The organism is Senegalimassilia faecalis (genome assembly GCF_004135645.1).
GTDB lineage: Bacteria > Actinomycetota > Coriobacteriia > Coriobacteriales > Eggerthellaceae > Senegalimassilia > Senegalimassilia faecalis.
In genome coordinates, this window is the sequence record NZ_SDPW01000001.1 from 277600 (window position 1) to 296956 (window position 19357).

Below are 19357 nucleotides of genomic sequence, written 5' to 3' on the forward strand. Positions count from 1 at the left end.
CCCGAACGAGCGCATCACGCCGTCTGCAGCCCTAGCCTTCAGCCTCTTAAACAGAGCAAGCCCCTCCCCCGCCGCAAGGAAAGCGCAGCAAGGGGAAAGGCTCGCATCGGGTTCATTCAGAAGGAACTTACAGGTTCTTTCCGTGGCACTTCTTGAACTTCAAGCCGCTACCGCACGGGCAAGGATCGTTGCGCCCAACGTTGGCGAACGGGTCGTCCTTGTCCTTCACGTAGGTTTGGGCCTTCTGCGGCGCGGGCTTCGGCGCCGGCGCACCGGCCTGGGCGGCGCGCTGCTGCGCCTGATGCTGTGCCACGGCAGACCCGACGCCCGTTTGGCCAAGCGCCTGCTCGGGGTTCGAGTAGCTTATACGTCCCGCAAGCGGGTCAGGCTCGGCCGGCATCTGCGGGGCGTTCTGCTGCACGGCAACCTGCAGGCGCAAAAGCGTGCGCAGATATTCCTCGTACATGGAGTGTGTCAGGTTGCTGAACGCCTTGTACGCCTCGTTCTTATATTCAACCAGCGGGTCGCGCTGGCCAAATGCGCGCAGGCCGATGCCCGTTTTCAGGTAATCCATGTCCTGCAGGTGCGCCATCCAGCGACGGTCGATGATGCGCAGCATGACCTGGGATTCCAGCATGCGCATGATAGGCTCGCCAAGCTCCTGCGTTTTAGCTTCCACCACGCCGTCAAGATACTCATCAAGCGCTTCGCACAGCTGCTCGGGGTCGTCGTCGTGATCGACCTCGGCGGCATGGAAATCCGTTCGGCCTGTCATGTTGGCTACCCAGCTGTCCACGGCCTTGCAATCCCAGTCGTCGGACGGCAGCTTCTCGGGGCAGTTCTCCTCCACCACGGCGGCAACGGCGTCGGCCACGATCTGGGGGATGCGGCCTTCCATGTCCTTACCGTCAAGAATGGCGTTGCGCTCTTCGTAGATGGCCTTGCGCTGCAGGTTCATGACGTCGTCGTATTCCAGCACGTTTTTACGTGCGGCGAAGTGCATGCTTTCAACCTGGCGCTGAGCCGATTCGATGGCCTTCGACACCATGGACGCCTGGATGGGCATGTCGTCAGGCATGTTCGTCTTCTCCATCATGGCGCCGATTTTGTCCATACGCGCGCCGCCGAACAGACGCATCAGGTCGTCTTCAAGCGACAGGTAGAACTGCGTGGTGCCCGGGTCGCCCTGACGACCGGCGCGGCCGCGCAGCTGGTTGTCGATACGGCGCGATTCGTGGCGCTCGGTGCCGATGACGCACAGGCCGCCGGCTTCGAGCACGCGCTGCTGCTCAAGCTTGCACGTAGCCTTGGCTTGGGCAAGCGCCTCTTTGCGCTGACCCTCGGAAGGTGCCGGCAAGCCGCCCTCCTCGGCGGGCTGGGCGCCCGGCTCAAGGTCGGGGTTCAACCCGCGCGCAAGCAGCACATCGTCGGCAAGCACCTCGGGGTTGCCGCCAAGCAAGATGTCGGTACCGCGGCCAGCCATGTTCGTAGCGATGGTGACGGCGCCGACGCGGCCGGCCTGCGCGATGATATGCGCCTCGCGCTCGTGGTTCTTCGCGTTCAGCGTTTCGTGCTTGATGCCGCGCTTGTCAAGCAGGCGCGAGAGCCTCTCGGAGCTTTCGATGGACACCGTGCCGATAAGGCAAGGCTGGCCTGCTTCGTGACGTGCGGCAACGTCGTCGGCCACGGCGTTGAACTTCGCATCGATGGTGCGATAGATCAGGTCGTCCTCGTCGATACGCTTCACTTCCTTGTTCGGCGGAATGGCCACGACGGGCAGCTTGTAGATCTGGCGGAACTCGGCGTCCTCGGTCATGGCGGTACCGGTCATGCCCGAAAGCTTGTCGTACAGGCGGAAGTAGTTCTGCAGCGTGATGGTGGCCAGCGTTTGGTTCTCCTCACGCACTTGCACGTGTTCCTTGGCTTCAAGCGCCTGGTGCAGGCCCTCGGAGTAGCGGCGGCCTTCCATGATGCGGCCCGTGAACTCGTCGACGATCTTCACCTCGCCGTTGACCACCACGTAGTCAACATCGCGGTGGAAAAGGAACTGCGCCTTTAGAGCCTGCTGCAAGTGGTTCGGCAGCTGGCCGGACGGGTCGGCGTAGATGTCGTCGATGCCAAGCATCGTCTCGATTTTCGTGAGGCCCGACTCGGTGGCGTTGATGGTTTTCTTCGCCTCGTCCATCTCGAAGTCTTCATCAAGCTTCAAGGCAGGCATGACGCGCGCGAACTTGTTGTACGTGTCGGCCGCCTGCGTGCCCGCGCCCGAGATGATAAGCGGCGTGCGCGCTTCGTCGATGAGGATGGAGTCAACCTCGTCGACGATGGCGAAATGGTGTCCGCGCTGCACGCGCGCTTCGGCACGCGTGACCATGTTGTCGCGCAGATAGTCGAAGCCGAACTCGGAGTTCGTGCCGTACGTGACGTCGGCCTGATAGGCGCGCTTCTTCATATCGGGGCGCATGCCGTTTTGGATCAGGCCCACGTTCATGCCGAGGAACTGATATATCTTGCCCATCCATTGGCTGTCGCGGCGAGCCAGGTAATCGTTAACGGTGACGATATGGACGTTTTGCCCCGACAGCGCGTTGAGATAGCCGGCCAGCGTGGACACGAGCGTCTTACCTTCGCCCGTGCGCATCTCGGCGATCTGCCCGTCATTGAGCGCCATGCCGCCGATAAGCTGCACGTCGAAGTGACGCATGCCAAGCGTGCGCACCGATGCCTCGCGCACGGCTGCGAACGCTTCGGGCAGCACGTCGGATTCCGTGGCGCCGCCCGCCATGCGCTCGCGCAGCGCTGCGGTGACTGCGCACAGCTCTTCGTCGGATTTTGCCTGCATATCGGGTTCAAGGCTGCCAATCTTCGCGGCAAGGGCTTGGTAATTCTTCAGCTGCTTGCCTTCACCGAACGTCAACAGCTTCGAGAGGAAACCTGCCATATGAGCGCCATTCCTTTCACGGTCGCACCTGCGACTCGTTGTTTTTCGCAATTGTTGTTAACTCTAGCATATCCTTCGATGAGCATGTTCTTTCAGCGCAATCTGTACAGCTTCTACGCACGCGTTACCGGGCCGTTACCGCCAAGACTAGGAAGCAGCGCCCGCATCAGGCAACCTCCTCCTGTGCATCGATGATGCTGTGATACAGACGCATAGTTTCAGCCGAAGGGTCGATACCCAGGTCGTTCGAGAGGAATTTCCGGCACGAGAAGTACGTTTCAAGCGCGGCCGAACGCTGCAGCGAGGCAATCTGCGCGCGCATGACGGCGGCGTACGCGTCTTCGCGAGATTTGTCGCGGGAAAGCGCCGCGCGGGCAAACCACAGCCCTTGGCGCACCTCGCCGGCTTCCACCAGCTTGCCCGATGCCGTGACGAGCGCATCGACCAGGCGCGTGCGGCAATCGCTGCGCAGATCGTCAAGCAGCTCGCAGCCCTCGTCACCCGGCAAAAGATCGCTGGAGAACGAATCCTCTATCTGAGAGAACAGGTGTCCCCACCCGCCGCGGCCAGGACGATTGAACAGCAACGCCCGGCAGACGCGGTCCAGTTCGGCAACATCGCTTGAAAGCAGGCTTGCGTCAAGGCGAATGCCGTATTGGCGCTTGATGAGGTAAGGGCACGTGCCATCCGGCATGCTCAGCGCCGTGCGCAAGCGCGACCAGGTGGCGTAGAAGTTGTTGCGCGCCCGCTCCATGTGCGAGTCGGGCCACAAGAGCTTCATGATGCGGTCGCGAGATAGATCGTGCCCCTGGTTGACCACCAGCAAGGCCAAAAGCGCGCGGACTTTCTCGCGCATAAGCAGGTTCGGGTCGATGCGCCTGTCCCCCATGAACACCTCAAGGCCGCCGAACAGGTTCACCGTCAGGCGAGGCGGCGTTCGCAACGCCATGTCGGAGCCCACAGAAGCACACCTGAACGTATCGGGATGCGTTTTGTCGCGCACAAGACGGCGCTCAAGGGCCGCCGTGCGAGCCGCTTCGCACTGAATGCGCTGTTCAAGCAGCATGCGCTTTCGAGCCGCAGCGGCCACGGCGCAAGCCGCGTCAAGCGGCGGCATGGCAAGCACCCCGTTATCGACCAGCTGCTGAAACGCGGCCGCGGCCAACGCGCAGGGAAGCGACAGCGAGCCGGCATCGCCGAAGCGCGCCGTTGCCTCGCGCGCCACCATAGCGGCAACATCGGCCCATTCCTGTGCGCCGGCATCGGCTTCATCAAGACGGCCGAGCAACAACGCTGCCGCATACAGCGCCGAATCGCTGAGCGCGCGATCCGTTGTCGCATCAAGCCAGGCCCGCGCCAGCTCAACCCCAGAACTTGGCGCATCGAGCGCTTCCACGGCCATAGCGATATCGCGTAGCTCGTCGCCGCATTCCGCCTCGATGCCCACGGCGCACACATCGCGCGCCCGGGCCGCCGCCTGTTCAGACGCCTCACCAACCGAGCAGGCGCATTGCACCGCTTGCACAATCGCCCGCTCCACCACCGATGGCGCGCATGCGATAGCGCGACGGGCAGCCACGCACGCAGCAACGTTTTCACCGAGCAAAGCGCACCGAACCGCCTGTGCCACGTGAGCGCTCGCGGAAAACACCTCGGGCGGCGTTGCGGCATACAGCCCGCGAGCCCGCATCAAGCAGCCAACGCGCTCAAGGTCGCGCGCGTGTTCTTCCAGCCATATCGCCCGCTCGGCGGCAGGCAAGAACAGACGCGCGACTTCGCAGGCACGCTCGGCATTTCCGCTTGCAAGCAGCGTTGATGCCACGTCTGCCGCAAGCTGCGCGGCCCCAACGCCGCCCGCACCTGAAGCGATATCTTCCAACTTGCCGGCAAAAGCCTCGGCAACATCGCCGATGGGAAAACCCGCACAGCGAAACGATCTCTGAGCAACGTCGACGCCCACATAGGCGTGCGCAGCGGCAATGAACGACAAAGCTTCGGCATCCGCGTGCGCAATCCGCTCGACGGAGGAAAGCGGCCCCGAATCGAGGCACAGCAGCACAAACAACACAGCAAGCATCTGGCAGGGCAGCTCTTCGGTCAGCACGCCGCAAAGAAATGCCGCGTTTTTGCCGTCGCCCCAGGCGCAAGCCGGCACGCGACGGGCACGCGGCACACGGTTTGCCGGCGTTTCATCACGCTCGGCAGGCGTGCGCAAAAAGTCGATCTCGTCGTTTGAAAGCAGCAGATCGTTCGCAAACAGCACCATACGGTCGCGTTCAGCCGCAAACGCATCGCACAGCGGCGTGCACGTGACGATAACCTCGCAACCACGATCGAGCAGCGTGTCAAGCAAGGCGCAGAAGGCGTCGACGCGCGCCCCGTCAAGCAACGGCACGTCTTCGAACACGGCAAGAAACGCGGGTTCTGTGGCATCAAGCAAGCCAGAGGCAATGCTTTCGCCATCAAGGTCGCGCAAGAAGCAGGGGCTGGAGCAGTCTAACCAATACACCTGGTTGAACCCGAATACGGTTTCGGCATATTCAAGGACCACGGACGATTTGCCAAACCCCGGCGGCGCTACCAAAAAGCGTGCGACGTTGCGCTCGCGCAGAAGGCGCGAGACCAAAGCGGGACGGGAATAAGCACGGTGCGCTGCAAACTGCGGCGGCCGCTTCCCTCGGCACGCCGATGTTGCAAGATAGGTGAGCATAAGTGAACCAACTTCCCAACAAGTTGGTCAGTCACACGGCCAGTGCACCCTTATAATACCCCCAATATGTTGCGGCCTCCTTACACAGTTTTACCGTTTTGCGAGGTAGAGATGTTGCTCATAGGTGGTTGGTTGCACCAGTTACTACATATTGTGGTTGCAACCATGCGCAAACACCACGTTCACGCGAAAAAAGAAAAGCGCCCTCGCGAATTACCGCGAGGACGCTCTTCAAATGTGCGCTCAACGTCGGCCAACGGCGCCTATTCGCGCCCAACAAGCTTGGCGATGCGCTCGGAATACTGCAGGTCGGTCAAGCCCGCCTCGGCTTCCAGGTCCACGAGCGGCGCATCGTTCCACAGCGCCTCAAGGCGGTAGTACTCGCGCGTTTCAGGCTGGAACACGTGCACGATGAAGCTGCCGTAGTCAAGCAGCGACCACGTGCCGTCGGCCGTGCCCTCGATGTGGAACGGCTTCGCGCCGCCGCGCACGCGGCACTGCTCTTCGATTTCGTCGACGACGGCTTCGACCTGGCGGTTGTTCGACGCCGTGCAGATGACGAAGTATTCGGTGACGCCGATAAGGTCGCCGACCTGCTGCACCATGATGTCGGTGGCCTTCTTCTCGTCTGCAGCCTGCGCGGCGATGATGGCGCACTCGCGCGGACTGAGCAGGTCAGGCTTCTGACGGCCGTACATGTCGACGCCCTGATTGATGTGCGCCTCGTTGTTCATTGCTTCGCTCACTTGTTACCTTTCGTGTGTTGCTGGGCCCGGCGCTTCTTATCGCAGGCCACATAGCTGTTCCAAACAGTTACCGTATCGGGATGAATGCGCTTGCGGCGCTGGACCAGGTTCTCAAGCACATGCTGGAACGTGCTGAGGTACAGCTCCTGCAAATCGACCACGCCAACAAGCTGGCGCAGCGCTTCGATGCCCGGATAATCGCGCGACGGCTCGATAGCGTCGGCCGTGTACACGATCATGTCGAGGTCGGTCATGTGCACGGCGCCGGTGGTGTGCAGCCGGATGGACCGAAGCAGCGCATCAGGAAGCTGCGGGAAGTCGCGCTTGAGCGCTGCCGCCGCCGTAGGCCCGTGCAGCAGGTGCGGCATGTCCATATAGCTTGCAAGCTGCTCCGCTAGGCCAAGTTCGGCCACGCGACGGCGAATGCCCTCGTCATCGTAGCCCTTGTCCCAGTCGTGCAGCAAACCCGCCAAGCGCGCCAGGCCCTCGTCCGCGCCATAGATGCGCGCCATGCGCCCGGCCATCTCCGACACGCCCAGCGAATGCTCGAAGCGCTTCGGCTTCACGCGCTGCGCCAACTCGGCGCGCCGTGCCTGGAAAAACGCATCGCTTAGCACGTCGACGTGCGCATCTTTAACCGTCAAACCCCGGTCACCTTCCTTGCTCACCGCTGCACCGCTTCCTTATCATGAGCACCCGAAACATACAATCGATGTTCGTGAATATAGTCGAGCACCCGCTGCATCGTCAAATAGCGAATAGACTTGCCGGCCGCCACACGGGCGCGCAAATCGCTCGATGAAACGGCCAAGCCCGTGGTTTCAAGCAGGTGAATGCGGAAATTGCCCGCCTGCTCGATAGTGGCGCGTTGCTCCTCGGTAAACACATAACCCGGCCGCGTCACCGCAATGAGGTCCGCCAGGTCGGCGATGGCCGCGCTTTCCCGCCACTTCAGGATGGAGCACACCGCATCGGCGCCCGTGATGAAGTACAGCGAAACGTTTTTTGGGTAGTGCGCGCGCAGCTGCCGCAGCGTGTCAGCCGTGTACGTGACGCCCGGTCGGTCGATCTCGATGCGGCTGACATCGAACGCGGGGTTTGACTCAACGGCCAGCTGGCACATGCGCAAGCGCTGCTCGGCGCTGGTGACGTGGCGCTTCAGCTTGAACGCCGGCATGCCCGCCGGGATGAACACCACCGCGTCAAGGCCGAATGCCTCGCGCGCCTGCTCGGCGCAGGCCAGATGCCCGATGTGCACGGGGTCGAACGTACCGCCCATGATGCCCAGGCGCGCCGGCGCGCCGTCAGCGCCCAGGTTGTCGAAACGATGGCTCACCACCAGCCTGCTGGAGAAGCCAGCCTCATCCGCAGCAGACACCACGCCGCCCACTTCGGAAGCGCATACCTGACCCGCGTTTACCCTAGGCACGAACTTGCCCCGTTCCGCGCAGCACGTACTTGTACGAAGTAAGACCTTCAAGCGCAAACGGCCCGCGCACGTGCAGCTTCTGAGTGGAGATGCCGATTTCGGCGCCAAGACCGAACATGCCGCCATCGGTAAATGCCGTGGAAGCGTTCACGTACACCGCCGCAGCGTCCACTTCGTTCACGAAGCGCTCGATGGCCTGCGCACCTGCAGCGCTGCCCTCGTCCGCCACGATGGCCTCGGAATGCTTCGTGCCGTAACGGTTGATGTGCGCAATAGCCTGGTCAACACCGGAAACACAGCGAACCGCCAGATCAGGGGCCAGGTATTCCGTTCCCCAATCGGACTCGGTAGCACGCTCGATGCGCAACGCAGGGCCAACCGGTAACCGGTCTGCACCGGCAGCAAGCGCCGCCTTGCACGCCAACTCGTCGCCATGGATGTGCACGCCCTTGTCGGCAAGCAAGCCGAGCAGCTCAGGAAGGAAATCCAGCGCCGCCGCTTCATCGACGAGCAGCGTCTCGCACGCGTTGCACACGCCGTAGCGTCGGCACTTCGCGTTCACCACGATGTTGCGCGCGCGGGCGAAATCGGCCGTTTCGTGCACGTACACGTGGCAGTTGCCCGTGCCCGTCTCGATGACCGGAACTTTTGCGCACTCGACGCAGTGGCGAATCAGGCCCGCGCCGCCGCGCGGCACCAGCACGTCGACAATGCCGTGCAGGCTCATGAGCACGTCGGCCGCAGCACGATCGGTGGACTCGATGCTGCCGATGCAGCCCGCCGGCATGCCTGCCGACACCGCCGCGTCGTGCAGCACATGCGCGATGGCGGCACACGACTTCGCTGCAAGCGAGCCGCCGCGCAGCACGCACGCGTTGCCCGATTTCAAGCAGATGCCCGCCGCATCGGCCGTGACGTTCGGCCGCGCCTCATACACCACGGCAACCACGCCGAGCGGAACGCTCACGCGCGTCAGCTGGATGCCGCTTTCAAGCGTCCGCTGTTCCTGCACGCGCCCCAGCGGATCGGGCAGCGCCACCAGCTCCTCAAGCGCGCCGGCCATAGCCTCGATGCGCGCCTCATCGAGCATCAAGCGGTCAAGCAAACTTTCCTGCGTGCCGGCCGCGCGGGCGGCGTCCATGTCCTGCGCATTAGCGGCAAGCACGTCGACGCGGTTCGCACGCAGCGCCGCCGCCATGGCGGCAAGCGCGTTGTTGCGCACGTCGGCGCTTGTTTGCGCAAGCGGCGCCGCCGCAGCCTTCGCCGCCTCGGCGATGGCGCGCACTTCCTGTTCAAGCGAAGCGGTCATGAACTTCCCTCCTATTCGAAAACCACCAGCTCATCGCGGTGGACGATGGGCTTTTCGGCCAGCGCGGCAAGCAGGCGGTTGCGCTCGATGGCCTCGCGCGTCTTCCCGCAGGCAAGCTCCACCTCGTCGGCGGAAAACGCCGTGCGCCCGCGCGCGAACAGATGCCCCGTGCCGTCTTTGATGTCCACGATGTCGCCAGCATCGAAGCGGCCTTCAACGCCGGAAACGCCCACGGACAGCAGCGAACTTCCGCGCTCGATGAGCGCAGCTTTCGCCCCGTCGTCTACCACCACGGCACCTCGCGCCGAATCGCCGAGCGCGATCCACAACTTGCGCGGCGTGATCTCGTGCGGGCGCGCCTTCGCGGAGAAGCGCGTGCCCACCTGCTTGCCGGCCGCCGCGTCCTCCACCACGTTGTCCTGACGACCGTAGCAGATGATGAGCGGGATGCCCGCCACCATAAGCACGCGCGCCGCCTTGATCTTCGTGATCATGCCGCCCGAGCCCACCGTGGAACCCGCGCCGCCGGCCACGGCCAGAATCTCGGGCCCGATCTTGTCCACGTGCTCGATAAGTTTGGCCTGCGGGTTCGTGTTCGGGTTGGCATCGTACAGCCCGTCGATGTCAGACAGGATGACCAGCAAGTCGGCATCGATGAGGCACGCCGCCAGCGCGGCCAACGTGTCGTTGTCGCCGAACTTGATCTGCTCGACGGCAACGGTGTCGTTCTCGTTGATAATGGGCACTACGCCTAGGTCAAGCAGGCGCAAAAGCGTATTGCGCGCGTGCAGATACGCCTGACGGTCGGCTGTATCGCGCCTGGTCAAAAGCACGGTGGACGTAACGATGCCATGGCGGGCGAACACCTCGGCATACGCCGTTGAAAGCGCCGACTGCCCCACCGAGGCCGCCGCCTGCAAGCTGGGCATGTCGGTTGGCCTGCGATGGATGCCCAAGGCTTCAAGGCCGCACGCGATGGCGGCCGACGTGACGATGACCGGCTGCCAGCCCGCATCGCGCACGCGCGCCACCTGATCGGCAAGCTTGCGCAGATAGCCGTAGTCAATGCTGCTCTCAGACGTGGTCAGTGTCGACGACCCGATCTTGATGACCAGGCGCCGCGCACGCGACCCTTGTGCATCCGTTTCGCTCATTAGATATCAAGCTCCTCGAACATGTCCTCCGCCGTTTTCGCGGACTCGAACTCGAACGCACGCCCGACGATGCGAATCTCGTCGCCATCGACGGCGCCCGCCTTCTCAAGCGCCTCTTCCACGCCAACGCGCTTAAGGCGGTGCTGCAAGAACACCACTGCTTCCTCGTTTTCCCAGTCGCACTGCACCACCATGCGCTCGACCTGGGTGCCCGACACGCGGAACACGCCCTCGGAAAGCTTGCGCACGGTGAAGCGCTTGTCGCGCGCCTCGCGCTTGAGCTCCCACACGTGCTCGTACTGCACGTTGGCGGCAGCGGCCTCGCGCGCCTCTTCGCGCAGCTCGTGCACCTTGTGCGCCACGGCGGCTTTCAGGCTGTCCACGCCCTCGCCCGTAAGCGCGCTGATGCAGTACACCTTCGGGTCGATGGGGCTTGGCGCGAACTCGTTGCCGCCGGCGGCGGCCACGGAATCGGCCTTGACCTGGGCGCGCAGGCGCTCAAGCGCCTCTTCGGTGCCGGCAACGTCGATCTTGTTCGCCACGACGATGCGCGGGCGCGCCGCCAGCTCGTCGGCGTACAATGCCAACTCGTTGTTGATGACGCGGTAGTCCTCAAGCGGGTCGCGGCCTTCCCAGTCGCCCGTCAGGTCCACCACGTGCACAATAAGCGCCGTGCGCTCGATGTGGCGCAAAAACTCATGCCCCAGGCCGCGACCTTCGTGCGCGCCCTCGATAAGACCGGGAATATCGGCCACAACGAAGCTCAAATCGCCCGAACGCGCCACGCCCAGATTCGGCACCAGCGTGGTGAACGGGTAGTCGGCGATCTTCGGACGCGCGGCCGAGATCTTCGAGATCAAAGAGCTTTTGCCCGCCGACGGCATGCCCACGAGCGCCGCGTCGGCCATCAGCTTCATCTCAAGCTCCACCCAGCGCTCTTGCGCCGGCTCTCCCAGCTCGGCGAACGCCGGCGCGCGGCGGGTAGACGTGACGAAGTGGATGTTGCCGCGGCCGCCCATGCCGCCTTCGGCCACGGTGATGCGCTCGCCGTCGTGCGTGAGGTCGGCCATAAGCTCGCCCGTTTCCTTCGAATCCTCGAAGTACTCGTGCACCACGGTGCCCACGGGCACCTTGAGCACCAGGTCCTCGCCCGTGGCGCCGTGCATGCGGCTACCCTTGCCGTGCGTGCCGCGTTCGGCCTTGAAATGGTGCTTGAAACGGTAGTCGATCAGCGACGACACGCTGGCATCAGCCTCAAGCACGACGTTGCCGCCGTGTCCGCCGTCGCCGCCGTCAGGACCGCCTTTAGGAACGTGAGCCTCGCGGCGAAACGACATGCAGCCAGCGCCGCCGTCGCCGCCCTTCACGTGAATGCGTACTTTATCGATAAACACGATGTGACCTCCATCGAATGCGAGCATCTTTGTCGCTCGATTGTATATGAAAAGAGCCCCCTGACAGGCAGAGGGCTCTCCGAATGCATAGATGTCACGCAGACGCTGAAGTAATCTTACGCCTCAGGACGAACGTGAACCTTGCGCTTCACGCCACGCGTGAAGTCGACGCGACCGTCGCACAGAGCGAACAGCGTGTCGTCCTTGCCACGACCGACGTTTTCGCCGGGATGGAACTTCGTGCCGCGCTGACGAACGATGATCTGGCCCGTCTTGATCTGCTGACCGGCGAACATCTTCACGCCCAGTCGTTTTGCGTGGGAATCGCGGCCGTTACGGGTAGAACCGAGACCTTTCTTGTGTGCCATGTCATTCCCTCCTTACAATTAAGCGATGGACTTGATTTCAACGCGCGTGAGCTGCTGGCGATGGCCGCGCAGCTTCTTGTAGTTCTTGCGCTTCTTGAACTTGAACACCAGCTGCTTGGGGCCCTTGAACTGCTCAACGACCTCGGCGGTGACCTTCTTGGCGGAAGCCTTGGCCGGATCGGCCTCGACGACGTCGCCATCAACGAAGCAGATTACGGGAAGCTCAACGGTGGCGCCGACTTCGGCATCGAGCTTCTCGATGTTCAGCTTGTCCCCGACGGCAACCTTGTACTGCTTGCCGCCCGTTTTCACGATTGCGTACATGTTTTCTCCTACTTTCGAAATAAACGCAAGGCGATAGCTTAGCAGCGCGACCGTAGCAAGTCAACGAAGTGAACGAATGCACAGTCTCCGCGTATCATCGCACTTATTTCCGCTGTACCTCCACGGGCACAACATTCGATATGATACCAGATGTTGTGGCTACACGCGGCGGCGTTGTGAGTTTCACGTCCACAACGCCGCCCTATCACGAAATGCCCACAACTTCGCGCTAATGCGCCTCGGCCCACGTATCGGCGGCGGAAACGTCGGCCAGAAGCGGTACCTTCAGCTCAACCACGTGCTCCATGACCTCGCGCACCATGTCCTCAAGCGCGGCCACTTCGTCTGCAGGTGCGCTGAAGTCCAGCTCGTCGTGCACCTGCACGAGCAGCCGGGCGCGAAAACCCTCTTCCATCAGGCGCGTTTGCACCTGGCGCATGGCAAGCTTGATGATGTCGGCGGCCGAACCCTGCATAGGGTGGTTCATGGCCGTGCGCTCGCCGAAGCCGCGCGTGTTGCCGTTGGCGGCGTGCAGCTCGGGGATGTGGCGCTTGCGGCCGAACATGGTTTCGGCGTAGCCCTTCGCGCGCGCCTCGGCCACGGTGGCATCCAAGTACTCGCGCACGCCGGGGTGCACGTCGAAGTAGCGGTCGATCATGTCCTTCGCCTCGCCAAACGAGATGCCCAGGCTTTGCGAAAGGCCGAACGCCTGCTGGCCGTACACGATGCCGAAGTTCACGGCCTTCGCGCGGCTGCGCATCTCGGGCGTGACGTCGCAAATGGGCACGCCGAACACGCGCGAGGCCGTGGCGGCATGGAAGTCCGCGCCGCTGGTGAACGCCTCGATGAGGCTGTCGTCGCCCGACAGGTGCGCAAGCAGGCGCAGCTCGATCTGCGAGTAGTCGGCCGACACGAATTTGCAGCCCGGCTCAAGCGGCACGAAGCACTCGCGGATGCGGCGGCCAAACTGCGTGCGCACGGGGATGTTCTGCAGGTTGGGGTCCGACGAGGACAAACGCCCCGTAGTGGTAACCGTCTCGTTGAAGCTGGAGTGCACGCGACCGTCGCCGGCGCGCAGGCGCGGCAGCGCATCGATGTACGTGGACTTAATCTTGGCCAGCTCGCGGTAGCGCAGCACCAGCGCCGGCAGCTCGTGAACCTGGGCCAGCTCCTTGAGCACCTTCGCGTCCGTGGAGTATCCGCGCTGCGTCTTCTTCTTCGCCGGAAGGCCCAGCACCTCGAACAAGATGTGGCCAAGCTGCTTGGGCGAATCGACGTTGAACTCCTCGCCCGCAAGCTCGTAGATTTGCGCGCGCAGGCCTTCAAGCTCCGCGCCCGTAGACGCGCCCAGCTCGGCCAGGCGGTCGGCGTCGATGGCCGCGCCCGTGCGCTCCATGATGGCCAGCACCGCCACCAGCGGCAGGTCGATGTCGAAGTACGCGCGCGCCGAACCCTCGCGCTCAAGCGCGGCGGTAAGCGGCCCCACCAGCACGCGCGCGGCGGCCGCCTGGGCACATGCGCGCTGCTCGTCGGTTTTCGCCTCGGGCAACACGCCACCCACGTAGGCGTCAAGCAGCGCGTCGAACGAATACTCCGACACCGACGAGTTGAGCACGTAACCGGCAAGCCCCAGGTCAAACGCGCGCATGGCCATAAGCTGCGCATCGTCGACCAGCGCGGTTGCCGAGCTGTCCGACGGGTAGATGCGGTGCAGCGCTGCCTTCACGTCAAGCGCGGCGAAGCTTCCCTGCGCCACGAGGCGCGCAAACGGCGCGGCCACCTCTTCACCTTCGAACACGGCGCAGCCGTTCGCGGCGCACACGGCAAGCACCGCGCCGCCGCCGAACAGCGACTCCTGCTCGGGGTCCACGAACGCCACGCCCACCTGTTCGCCCGACTTGATGGCGGCGTCCACCAGCGCCTCAGCCCCCGCGCCGCGCACAACCTCGCCCACCTCGATGGCGGCCGCCTTGCGCTGCGACTCTTCGCCCACCAGCTTCAGCACGCGCGCAAGATGCGCATTGAAGCGATACTTCGAGAACGTCTCGGTGACGGCCTCGGGCGAAAACGACGGGAACGATGCGCCTTCCAAGTCAAGCTCGAAGTCAAGGTCGCGCACGATGGTGGCCACCTTGCGGCTGGTAAACGCCGCTTCGCGGTTTTCGACCATGCGCTCTTTCTGCTTGCCCTTCAGCTCGTCGATGTGCTCGTAGATGCCCTCCAGGTTGCCGTAGGCCGTAAGCAGCTTCGCCGCCGTTTTGTCGCCGACGCCGGGCACGCCGGGGATGTTGTCGGAGCTGTCGCCTTTGAGCCCCAGAAAGTCGGGGAACTGCTCGGGGCCCACGCCGTAGCGGTCGCGCACCTCCGACGGCCCGTAAATGGCCACGTCGGTGATGCCCTTGCGCGTGGTGACCACGTGCGTCAGCTCGGTGCACAGCTGGTAGACGTCCTTATCGCCCGACACCAGAAGCGTGCGGTAGCCCAGCGCCTCGTCGCGCGCCGACACCGTGCCCAAGATGTCGTCGCCTTCCCAGCCCTTCACGCGCACCACGGGGATGTTCATGGACTCAAGCAGCTCTTCGATGATGGGGAACTGCACTTTCAGCGACTCGTCCATGGGCGGGCGCTGCGCCTTATACTGCTCAAGCGCCTCCATGCGAAACGCTGGGCGGCCGGCATCGAACGCGCACACGATGGCATCGGGCTGCGAGATGTCGATGAACTTCAACAGCATGGCGATGAAGCCGAACACGGCGTTGGTGGGCGTGCCGTCCGGCGCGTTCATGGTAAGCGGCACGGCGTGGAACGCGCGATGCATAAGCGAGTTGCCGTCGATGACGGCTACCTTTTTCTCGGGCATGAGTCAGTCCTTTTCGTCGATCAGGTTTGCACCCGAGTGTAACGCAAAAAGCGCCCCGCCGGTCAACGGACGGGACGCTCCAAGGTAAAACCAGCGGCTGCGTGGCGGCTTTACGCGCTCCACAGGTAACCGACGCCGCGCACCGTTTCCAGGTGCTGCGCCAGCTCGGGGCCCAGCTTCGCGCGCACGCGACGCACGTGCACGTCGACGGTGCGGCTGCCGCCGTAGTAGTCGAAGCCCCACACGCGGCGCAAAAGCGCGTCGCGGCTGTACGTGCGGCCGGGGTGCGTGACCAGAAACGCCAGCAGCGCGTATTCCAGGTACGTGAAGTCAAGCGGTTCCCCGCCGACGGTGACCTGGTACGTTGCCAGGTTGATGGTCATGTTGTCGACGGTGACGAAATCGGTGGACGTGCTTTCGTTGCCCGGCCACAAAAGCTGACGAATGCGGGCGGCGCATTCGGCGTTCGTGGCGCCGTGCACCACGAAGTCGCTTTTGACCTGCACGGGAAGGCGGAACTCGGCAAGCTGCTCTTCGTTGACGATGACCAGAAGCGAAGCCGACCCGTCTTCAAGCAGCACGGACTCCACCTGCGAAACGTTGGCAAGCGCATCGGCGCGCGCCTCGTAAATCACCAGGTCATAGGAAGGGTGCTGCGCCAGAAGCTTCTTGAACTGCACCGACGAGCCCGCAGCCACGTCCACATCCAAACCCGAAAGCACCTGCTGGAACTTATGGGCGTTGTCAAGGCTGTCGGCTATGAATATGACCATCTTTCTCATGCGCTTCGCCTTTCTTTCCTAACCCCTGCCACGCCGGTCTACAGAACCGCCAAGTAGCGGCTGCGTTCCCACTCCGACACGTTGGACTGGTACGCGTCCCATTCGGCGCGCTTGGCTTCCACCAGGTAGTTGCAGATGTGCTCGCCGAGCACGTCGTGCATCAGCTTCGACTCGGCGAACAGCTCAACGGCGTCTCCCAGGCTTTCCGGAAGCGTTTGGAAGCCCTGCTTGCGCAGCTCTTGGCGCGACTGCGTGAACAGGTCGCGGTCCTCCACCGGCGCGGGCGGCTCAAGGCCTTCCTCGATGCCCGCAAGGCCAGCGGCCAGCATGACGGAAAACGCCAGATAGGGGTTCGCGCTGGGGTCGGGGCTGCGCAGCTCCAAGCGGCAGGCCACCTCGCGGTTCGGGCGATATCCCGGCACGCGCACCAGCGTGGAGCGGTTCGCGCGCGCCCACGACAGGTAGATGGGCGCTTCCCCGCCGGCAAGCAGGCGCTTGTAGGAGTTCACGCACGGATTCGTGATGAGGGCGAACTCCGGCGCGTACTTCAAGATGCCGGCCAGGAACTGCTTGGCCGTGGTGGACAGGTGGTAGCCCTGCATATCGGCTTCGTCGAAGAACACGTTGTTGCCGTCGAAGTCGAACAGGCTCATGTGCACGTGCATGCCGCTGCCCGGCTCGCCGGACATGGGCTTGGGCATGAACGACGCGTACACGCCGTGCTTCATGGCGATTTCCTTCACCACCAGCTTGTACGTCATGACGGCGTCGGCCATGGACAGCGCGTCGGTGAAGCGCAGGTCGATCTCGTGCTGGCTGGGCCCGTTCTCGTGGTGGCTGTATTCCACGGGGATGCCCATCTTCTCAAGCGTCAGCACGGTGTCGCGGCGCAGGTCGGAGGCGTAGTCAAGGCTGGTAAGGTCGAAGTAGCCGCCGCGGTCCAAAAGCTCGGTTCCGTTGGCGTCCTTAAAGTAGTAGTACTCCACCTCGGGGCCGACGTTGAACACGTAGCCCATGTCCTGGGCACGCGCGACGGTGCGCGCCAGCACGTGGCGCGGGTCGCCCTCGAACGGCTTGCCGTCGGGCGTGCGGATGTTGCAGAACATGCGCGCCACGGCGTTGCTTTCCGGGCGCCACGGCAGCACCTGGAACGTGGAAGCATCGGGGAACGCCAGCATGTCGGATTCCTCGGTGCGACAGAAGCCCTCGATGCAGCTGCCGTCGAAGCCCATGCCGTCGGCGAACGCATCTTCAAGCTCGCTGGGGATAACGGCGAACGACTTCATGTGGCCGAGCACGTCGGTGAACCAGAAGCGCACGAAGTGCACGTCGCGGCTTTTGATGGTTTTCAGGACGAAATCCTGTTCCGGGTTGGAAGCCATGGATGATTCCCCCTTCTATCGCAGCGCCTTTGCACGGCGCAAAAGTTTCACGCAATACCTGAGAATTATACCAAGCCGTGTTGCAGACAGGTTACACGTCAGAAAGCCCGCAGCACGAAAAAGGGGCCGCCATTTGCCAGGCTTTCGCGCACGCCACAAAAATAGCCGCCCCGTAAGGCGGCTATTTTAACCCGTCGCAGATAGCGCTAAAGTCAGCGAGGGCCGCTGCGGTGCGTCGTATTCGCGGGTTCGCGAGGGCGCCGCGCACTTCGGCACGCAAGCTCTCGAGAGCGTGCGAAGACGGCGTGCCACGGCGGCCCACAGCGTCGAGCAAATTCGTTTGCCGGCAGGCAAACGAAACTTAGCGGATGCGCTTGTCGACTTTGCGCGCCACGAAGTCGCCGATGGACTGGAACACCTGCACCAGCACGACGCACAGCACGATGGACGCGATCATCACGTCGCCAAGGTAGCGCTGGTAGCCGTAGCGGATAGCGATGTCGCCGATGCCGCCCGCGCCCACGGCGCCGGCCATGGCCGTGTAGCCGAACAGCGTAATGACGGTGATGGATGCGCCGCGCACCAGCGACGGCAGGCTTTCGCGCAGCATGACCTTCACCACGATCTGCCACGTGTTCGCGCCGAAGCTTTGCGCCGCTTCCACCAGGCCACCGTCAACCTCGGCCAGGCTTTGCTCCACCATGCGGCCAACAAACGGGATGGCCGCCACCGTCAGCGGCACGATGGCGCCGGGAACGCCCAGCGACGTGCCAACCACCAAGCGCGTGAACGGGATGATGGCCACCAGCAGGATGATGAACGGGATGGAGCGGCCGATGTTCACGATCCAGCCGAGCACCGTGTTCAGCGCGCGGTGCGGGCGCAGGCCGTCTTTGGCCGTGACCACCAACAGTACGCCCAGCGGCACGCCGATGACGTATGCGAAGAACGTGGACACGATGGTCATGACAATCGTGTCCCACGTGCCCTGCGCGAACAGCGCGCCGTATTGGGCGATGAAGTTGCTGATGTAATCCATTTACTTCGCCTCCCCCGCTTCGACGTTCTGCTCCGTTTCCACCAGCAAGCTGTCGTTGGAAAGCAGCTCGCGCGTGACGGGGCTTTGCGGATCGGAGAACACCTTCGCCGTGACGCCCTCTTCCACGATGCGGCCCTGGTCGATGACGGCCACGCGGTTGCAGATCTTGCTGGCCACGGGCAGCGAGTGTGTGATGACCACGAGCGTGACGCCCAGGTTGCGGTTGATGTTCTGCAGAAGCTGCAGGATGGACGCCGTGGTGCGCGGGTCAAGGGCGCTGGTGGCCTCGTCGCACAGCATGACCTTCGGGTTGTTCGCCAGCGCGCGGGCGATGGCCACGCGCTGCTGCTGACCGCCGGAAAGCTGGCTGGGATAGCGCTGCGCCAGATCGGCCAGGCCCACCAGCTCAAGCAGCTCGTGGGCGCGCGCCTCGCGAGCTTCCTTCTTCTCGCCGCGCAGCTCAAGCGGGAACGTGACGTTGCGCAGCACCGTGCGCTGCTGGAACAGGCTGAAGTTCTGGAAGATCATGCCCACCTGCGCGCGCAGCTCAAGCAGCGCCTTGCCCGACAGGTTCGTGATGTCGCGGCCGTCGTAGATGATGGAGCCTTCCGTGGGACGCTCGAGCAGGTTGAGGCAGCGCACGAGCGTGGACTTGCCCGCGCCCGATGCGCCGATGATGCCGAACACGTCGCCATCGTTTATGGTGAGGTTCACGTTGCGCAGCGCATGGTGGGCGCGTTCGCCCTCGCCATACGTCTTGCACACGTGTTGCAGTTGAATCATGTCACTTCCGATCGATCGGATGAATATCATCGCGCACCGGGCCAAATCGCGCACGGGCGCAACCTCGTATGATACGGGGGAACAGGCCGAACCGTCAACCCAAAGCAACCGCGAACGGCCTTGCATTATTCCGACG

15 protein-coding genes are annotated in these 19357 nt (G+C 63.5%); all 15 read right to left on the reverse strand.

The window, feature by feature from the left end; genetic code table 11:
• Positions 1 to 127 precede the first annotated feature (127 nt).
• Complete coding sequence (secA, locus tag ET524_RS01220; protein ID WP_129423001.1) at positions 128 to 2941, reverse strand: preprotein translocase subunit SecA; 2814 nt, start codon at positions 2939 to 2941, stop codon at positions 128 to 130.
• Between the two features lie 166 nt (positions 2942 to 3107).
• On the reverse strand, positions 3108 to 5492 hold the full coding sequence (locus ET524_RS01225) for an AfsR/SARP family transcriptional regulator (protein WP_129423002.1): 2385 nt from the start codon (positions 5490 to 5492) through the stop codon (positions 3108 to 3110).
• Between the two features lie 422 nt (positions 5493 to 5914).
• On the reverse strand, positions 5915 to 6397 hold the full coding sequence (gene rsfS, locus ET524_RS01230) for a ribosome silencing factor (protein WP_236648226.1): 483 nt from the start codon (positions 6395 to 6397) through the stop codon (positions 5915 to 5917).
• Complete coding sequence (gene yqeK / locus ET524_RS01235; protein WP_201738593.1) at positions 6394 to 7065, reverse strand: bis(5'-nucleosyl)-tetraphosphatase (symmetrical) YqeK; 672 nt, start codon at positions 7063 to 7065, stop codon at positions 6394 to 6396. Before yqeK ends, rsfS begins: the two co-directional genes overlap by 4 nt.
• A complete protein-coding gene (nadD, locus tag ET524_RS01240) occupies positions 7062 to 7826 on the reverse strand; it encodes a nicotinate-nucleotide adenylyltransferase (protein WP_236648227.1) in 765 nt (254 codons plus the stop codon). Before nadD ends, yqeK begins: the two co-directional genes overlap by 4 nt.
• Complete coding sequence (locus ET524_RS01245; protein WP_129423003.1) at positions 7819 to 9135, reverse strand: glutamate-5-semialdehyde dehydrogenase; 1317 nt, start codon at positions 9133 to 9135, stop codon at positions 7819 to 7821. The genes nadD and ET524_RS01245 overlap by 8 nt, the downstream gene beginning before the upstream one ends.
• 11 nt (positions 9136 to 9146) lie before the next feature.
• Entirely contained in the window at positions 9147 to 10289 is a 1143-nt protein-coding gene (gene proB / locus ET524_RS01250; protein WP_129423004.1) for a glutamate 5-kinase, read from the reverse strand.
• The gene (obgE, locus tag ET524_RS01255) at positions 10289 to 11683 is read right to left on the reverse strand and encodes a GTPase ObgE (protein WP_129423005.1); all 1395 of its coding nucleotides are present in this window, start codon (positions 11681 to 11683) and stop codon (positions 10289 to 10291) included. The genes proB and obgE overlap by 1 nt, the downstream gene beginning before the upstream one ends.
• 116 nt (positions 11684 to 11799) lie before the next feature.
• Complete coding sequence (gene rpmA / locus ET524_RS01260; RefSeq protein WP_129423006.1) at positions 11800 to 12051, reverse strand: 50S ribosomal protein L27; 252 nt, start codon at positions 12049 to 12051, stop codon at positions 11800 to 11802.
• Positions 12052 to 12069: 18 nt separating this feature from the next.
• Entirely contained in the window at positions 12070 to 12375 is a 306-nt protein-coding gene (gene rplU / locus ET524_RS01265; RefSeq protein ID WP_129423007.1) for a 50S ribosomal protein L21, read from the reverse strand.
• A gap of 229 nt (positions 12376 to 12604) precedes the next feature.
• Positions 12605 to 15235 carry a DNA polymerase I gene (gene polA / locus ET524_RS01270; protein WP_129423008.1) on the reverse strand — a complete coding sequence of 877 codons (2631 nt, stop codon included), beginning with the start codon at positions 15233 to 15235 and terminating at the stop codon, positions 12605 to 12607.
• A 110-nt stretch (positions 15236 to 15345) separates the two neighbouring features.
• Positions 15346 to 16017 carry a winged helix family transcriptional regulator gene (locus ET524_RS01275; protein ID WP_129423009.1) on the reverse strand — a complete coding sequence of 224 codons (672 nt, stop codon included), beginning with the start codon at positions 16015 to 16017 and terminating at the stop codon, positions 15346 to 15348.
• A gap of 38 nt (positions 16018 to 16055) precedes the next feature.
• The gene (locus ET524_RS01280) at positions 16056 to 17399 is read right to left on the reverse strand and encodes a glutamine synthetase family protein (protein ID WP_129423010.1); all 1344 of its coding nucleotides are present in this window, start codon (positions 17397 to 17399) and stop codon (positions 16056 to 16058) included.
• A gap of 361 nt (positions 17400 to 17760) precedes the next feature.
• Positions 17761 to 18438, reverse strand: a complete 678-nt coding sequence (locus ET524_RS01285; protein WP_129423011.1) for a methionine ABC transporter permease — start codon at positions 18436 to 18438, stop codon at positions 17761 to 17763.
• On the reverse strand, positions 18439 to 19221 hold the full coding sequence (locus ET524_RS01290) for a methionine ABC transporter ATP-binding protein (RefSeq protein WP_129423012.1): 783 nt from the start codon (positions 19219 to 19221) through the stop codon (positions 18439 to 18441).
• Positions 19222 to 19357 lie beyond the last annotated feature (136 nt).

Excerpts from the sequence above, each read along its gene's own strand:
- secA (WP_129423001.1), bottom strand. The coding sequence starts at position 2,941 with ATGGCAGGTTTCCTCTCGAAGCTGTTGACGTTCGGTGAAGGCAAGCAG.
- ET524_RS01245 (WP_129423003.1), bottom strand. The coding sequence starts at position 9,135 with ATGACCGCTTCGCTTGAACAGGAAGTGCGCGCCATCGCCGAGGCGGCG.
- proB (WP_129423004.1), bottom strand. The coding sequence starts at position 10,289 with ATGAGCGAAACGGATGCACAAGGGTCGCGTGCGCGGCGCCTGGTCATC.
- rpmA (WP_129423006.1), bottom strand. The coding sequence starts at position 12,051 with ATGGCACACAAGAAAGGTCTCGGTTCTACCCGTAACGGCCGCGATTCC.
- polA (WP_129423008.1), bottom strand. The coding sequence starts at position 15,235 with ATGCCCGAGAAAAAGGTAGCCGTCATCGACGGCAACTCGCTTATGCAT.
- ET524_RS01275 (WP_129423009.1), bottom strand. The coding sequence starts at position 16,017 with ATGAGAAAGATGGTCATATTCATAGCCGACAGCCTTGACAACGCCCAT.
- ET524_RS01280 (WP_129423010.1), bottom strand. The coding sequence starts at position 17,399 with ATGGCTTCCAACCCGGAACAGGATTTCGTCCTGAAAACCATCAAAAGC.
- ET524_RS01285 (WP_129423011.1), bottom strand. The coding sequence starts at position 18,438 with ATGGATTACATCAGCAACTTCATCGCCCAATACGGCGCGCTGTTCGCG.
- ET524_RS01290 (WP_129423012.1), bottom strand. The coding sequence starts at position 19,221 with ATGATTCAACTGCAACACGTGTGCAAGACGTATGGCGAGGGCGAACGC.
- rplU (WP_129423007.1), bottom strand. The coding sequence starts at position 12,375 with ATGTACGCAATCGTGAAAACGGGCGGCAAGCAGTACAAGGTTGCCGTC.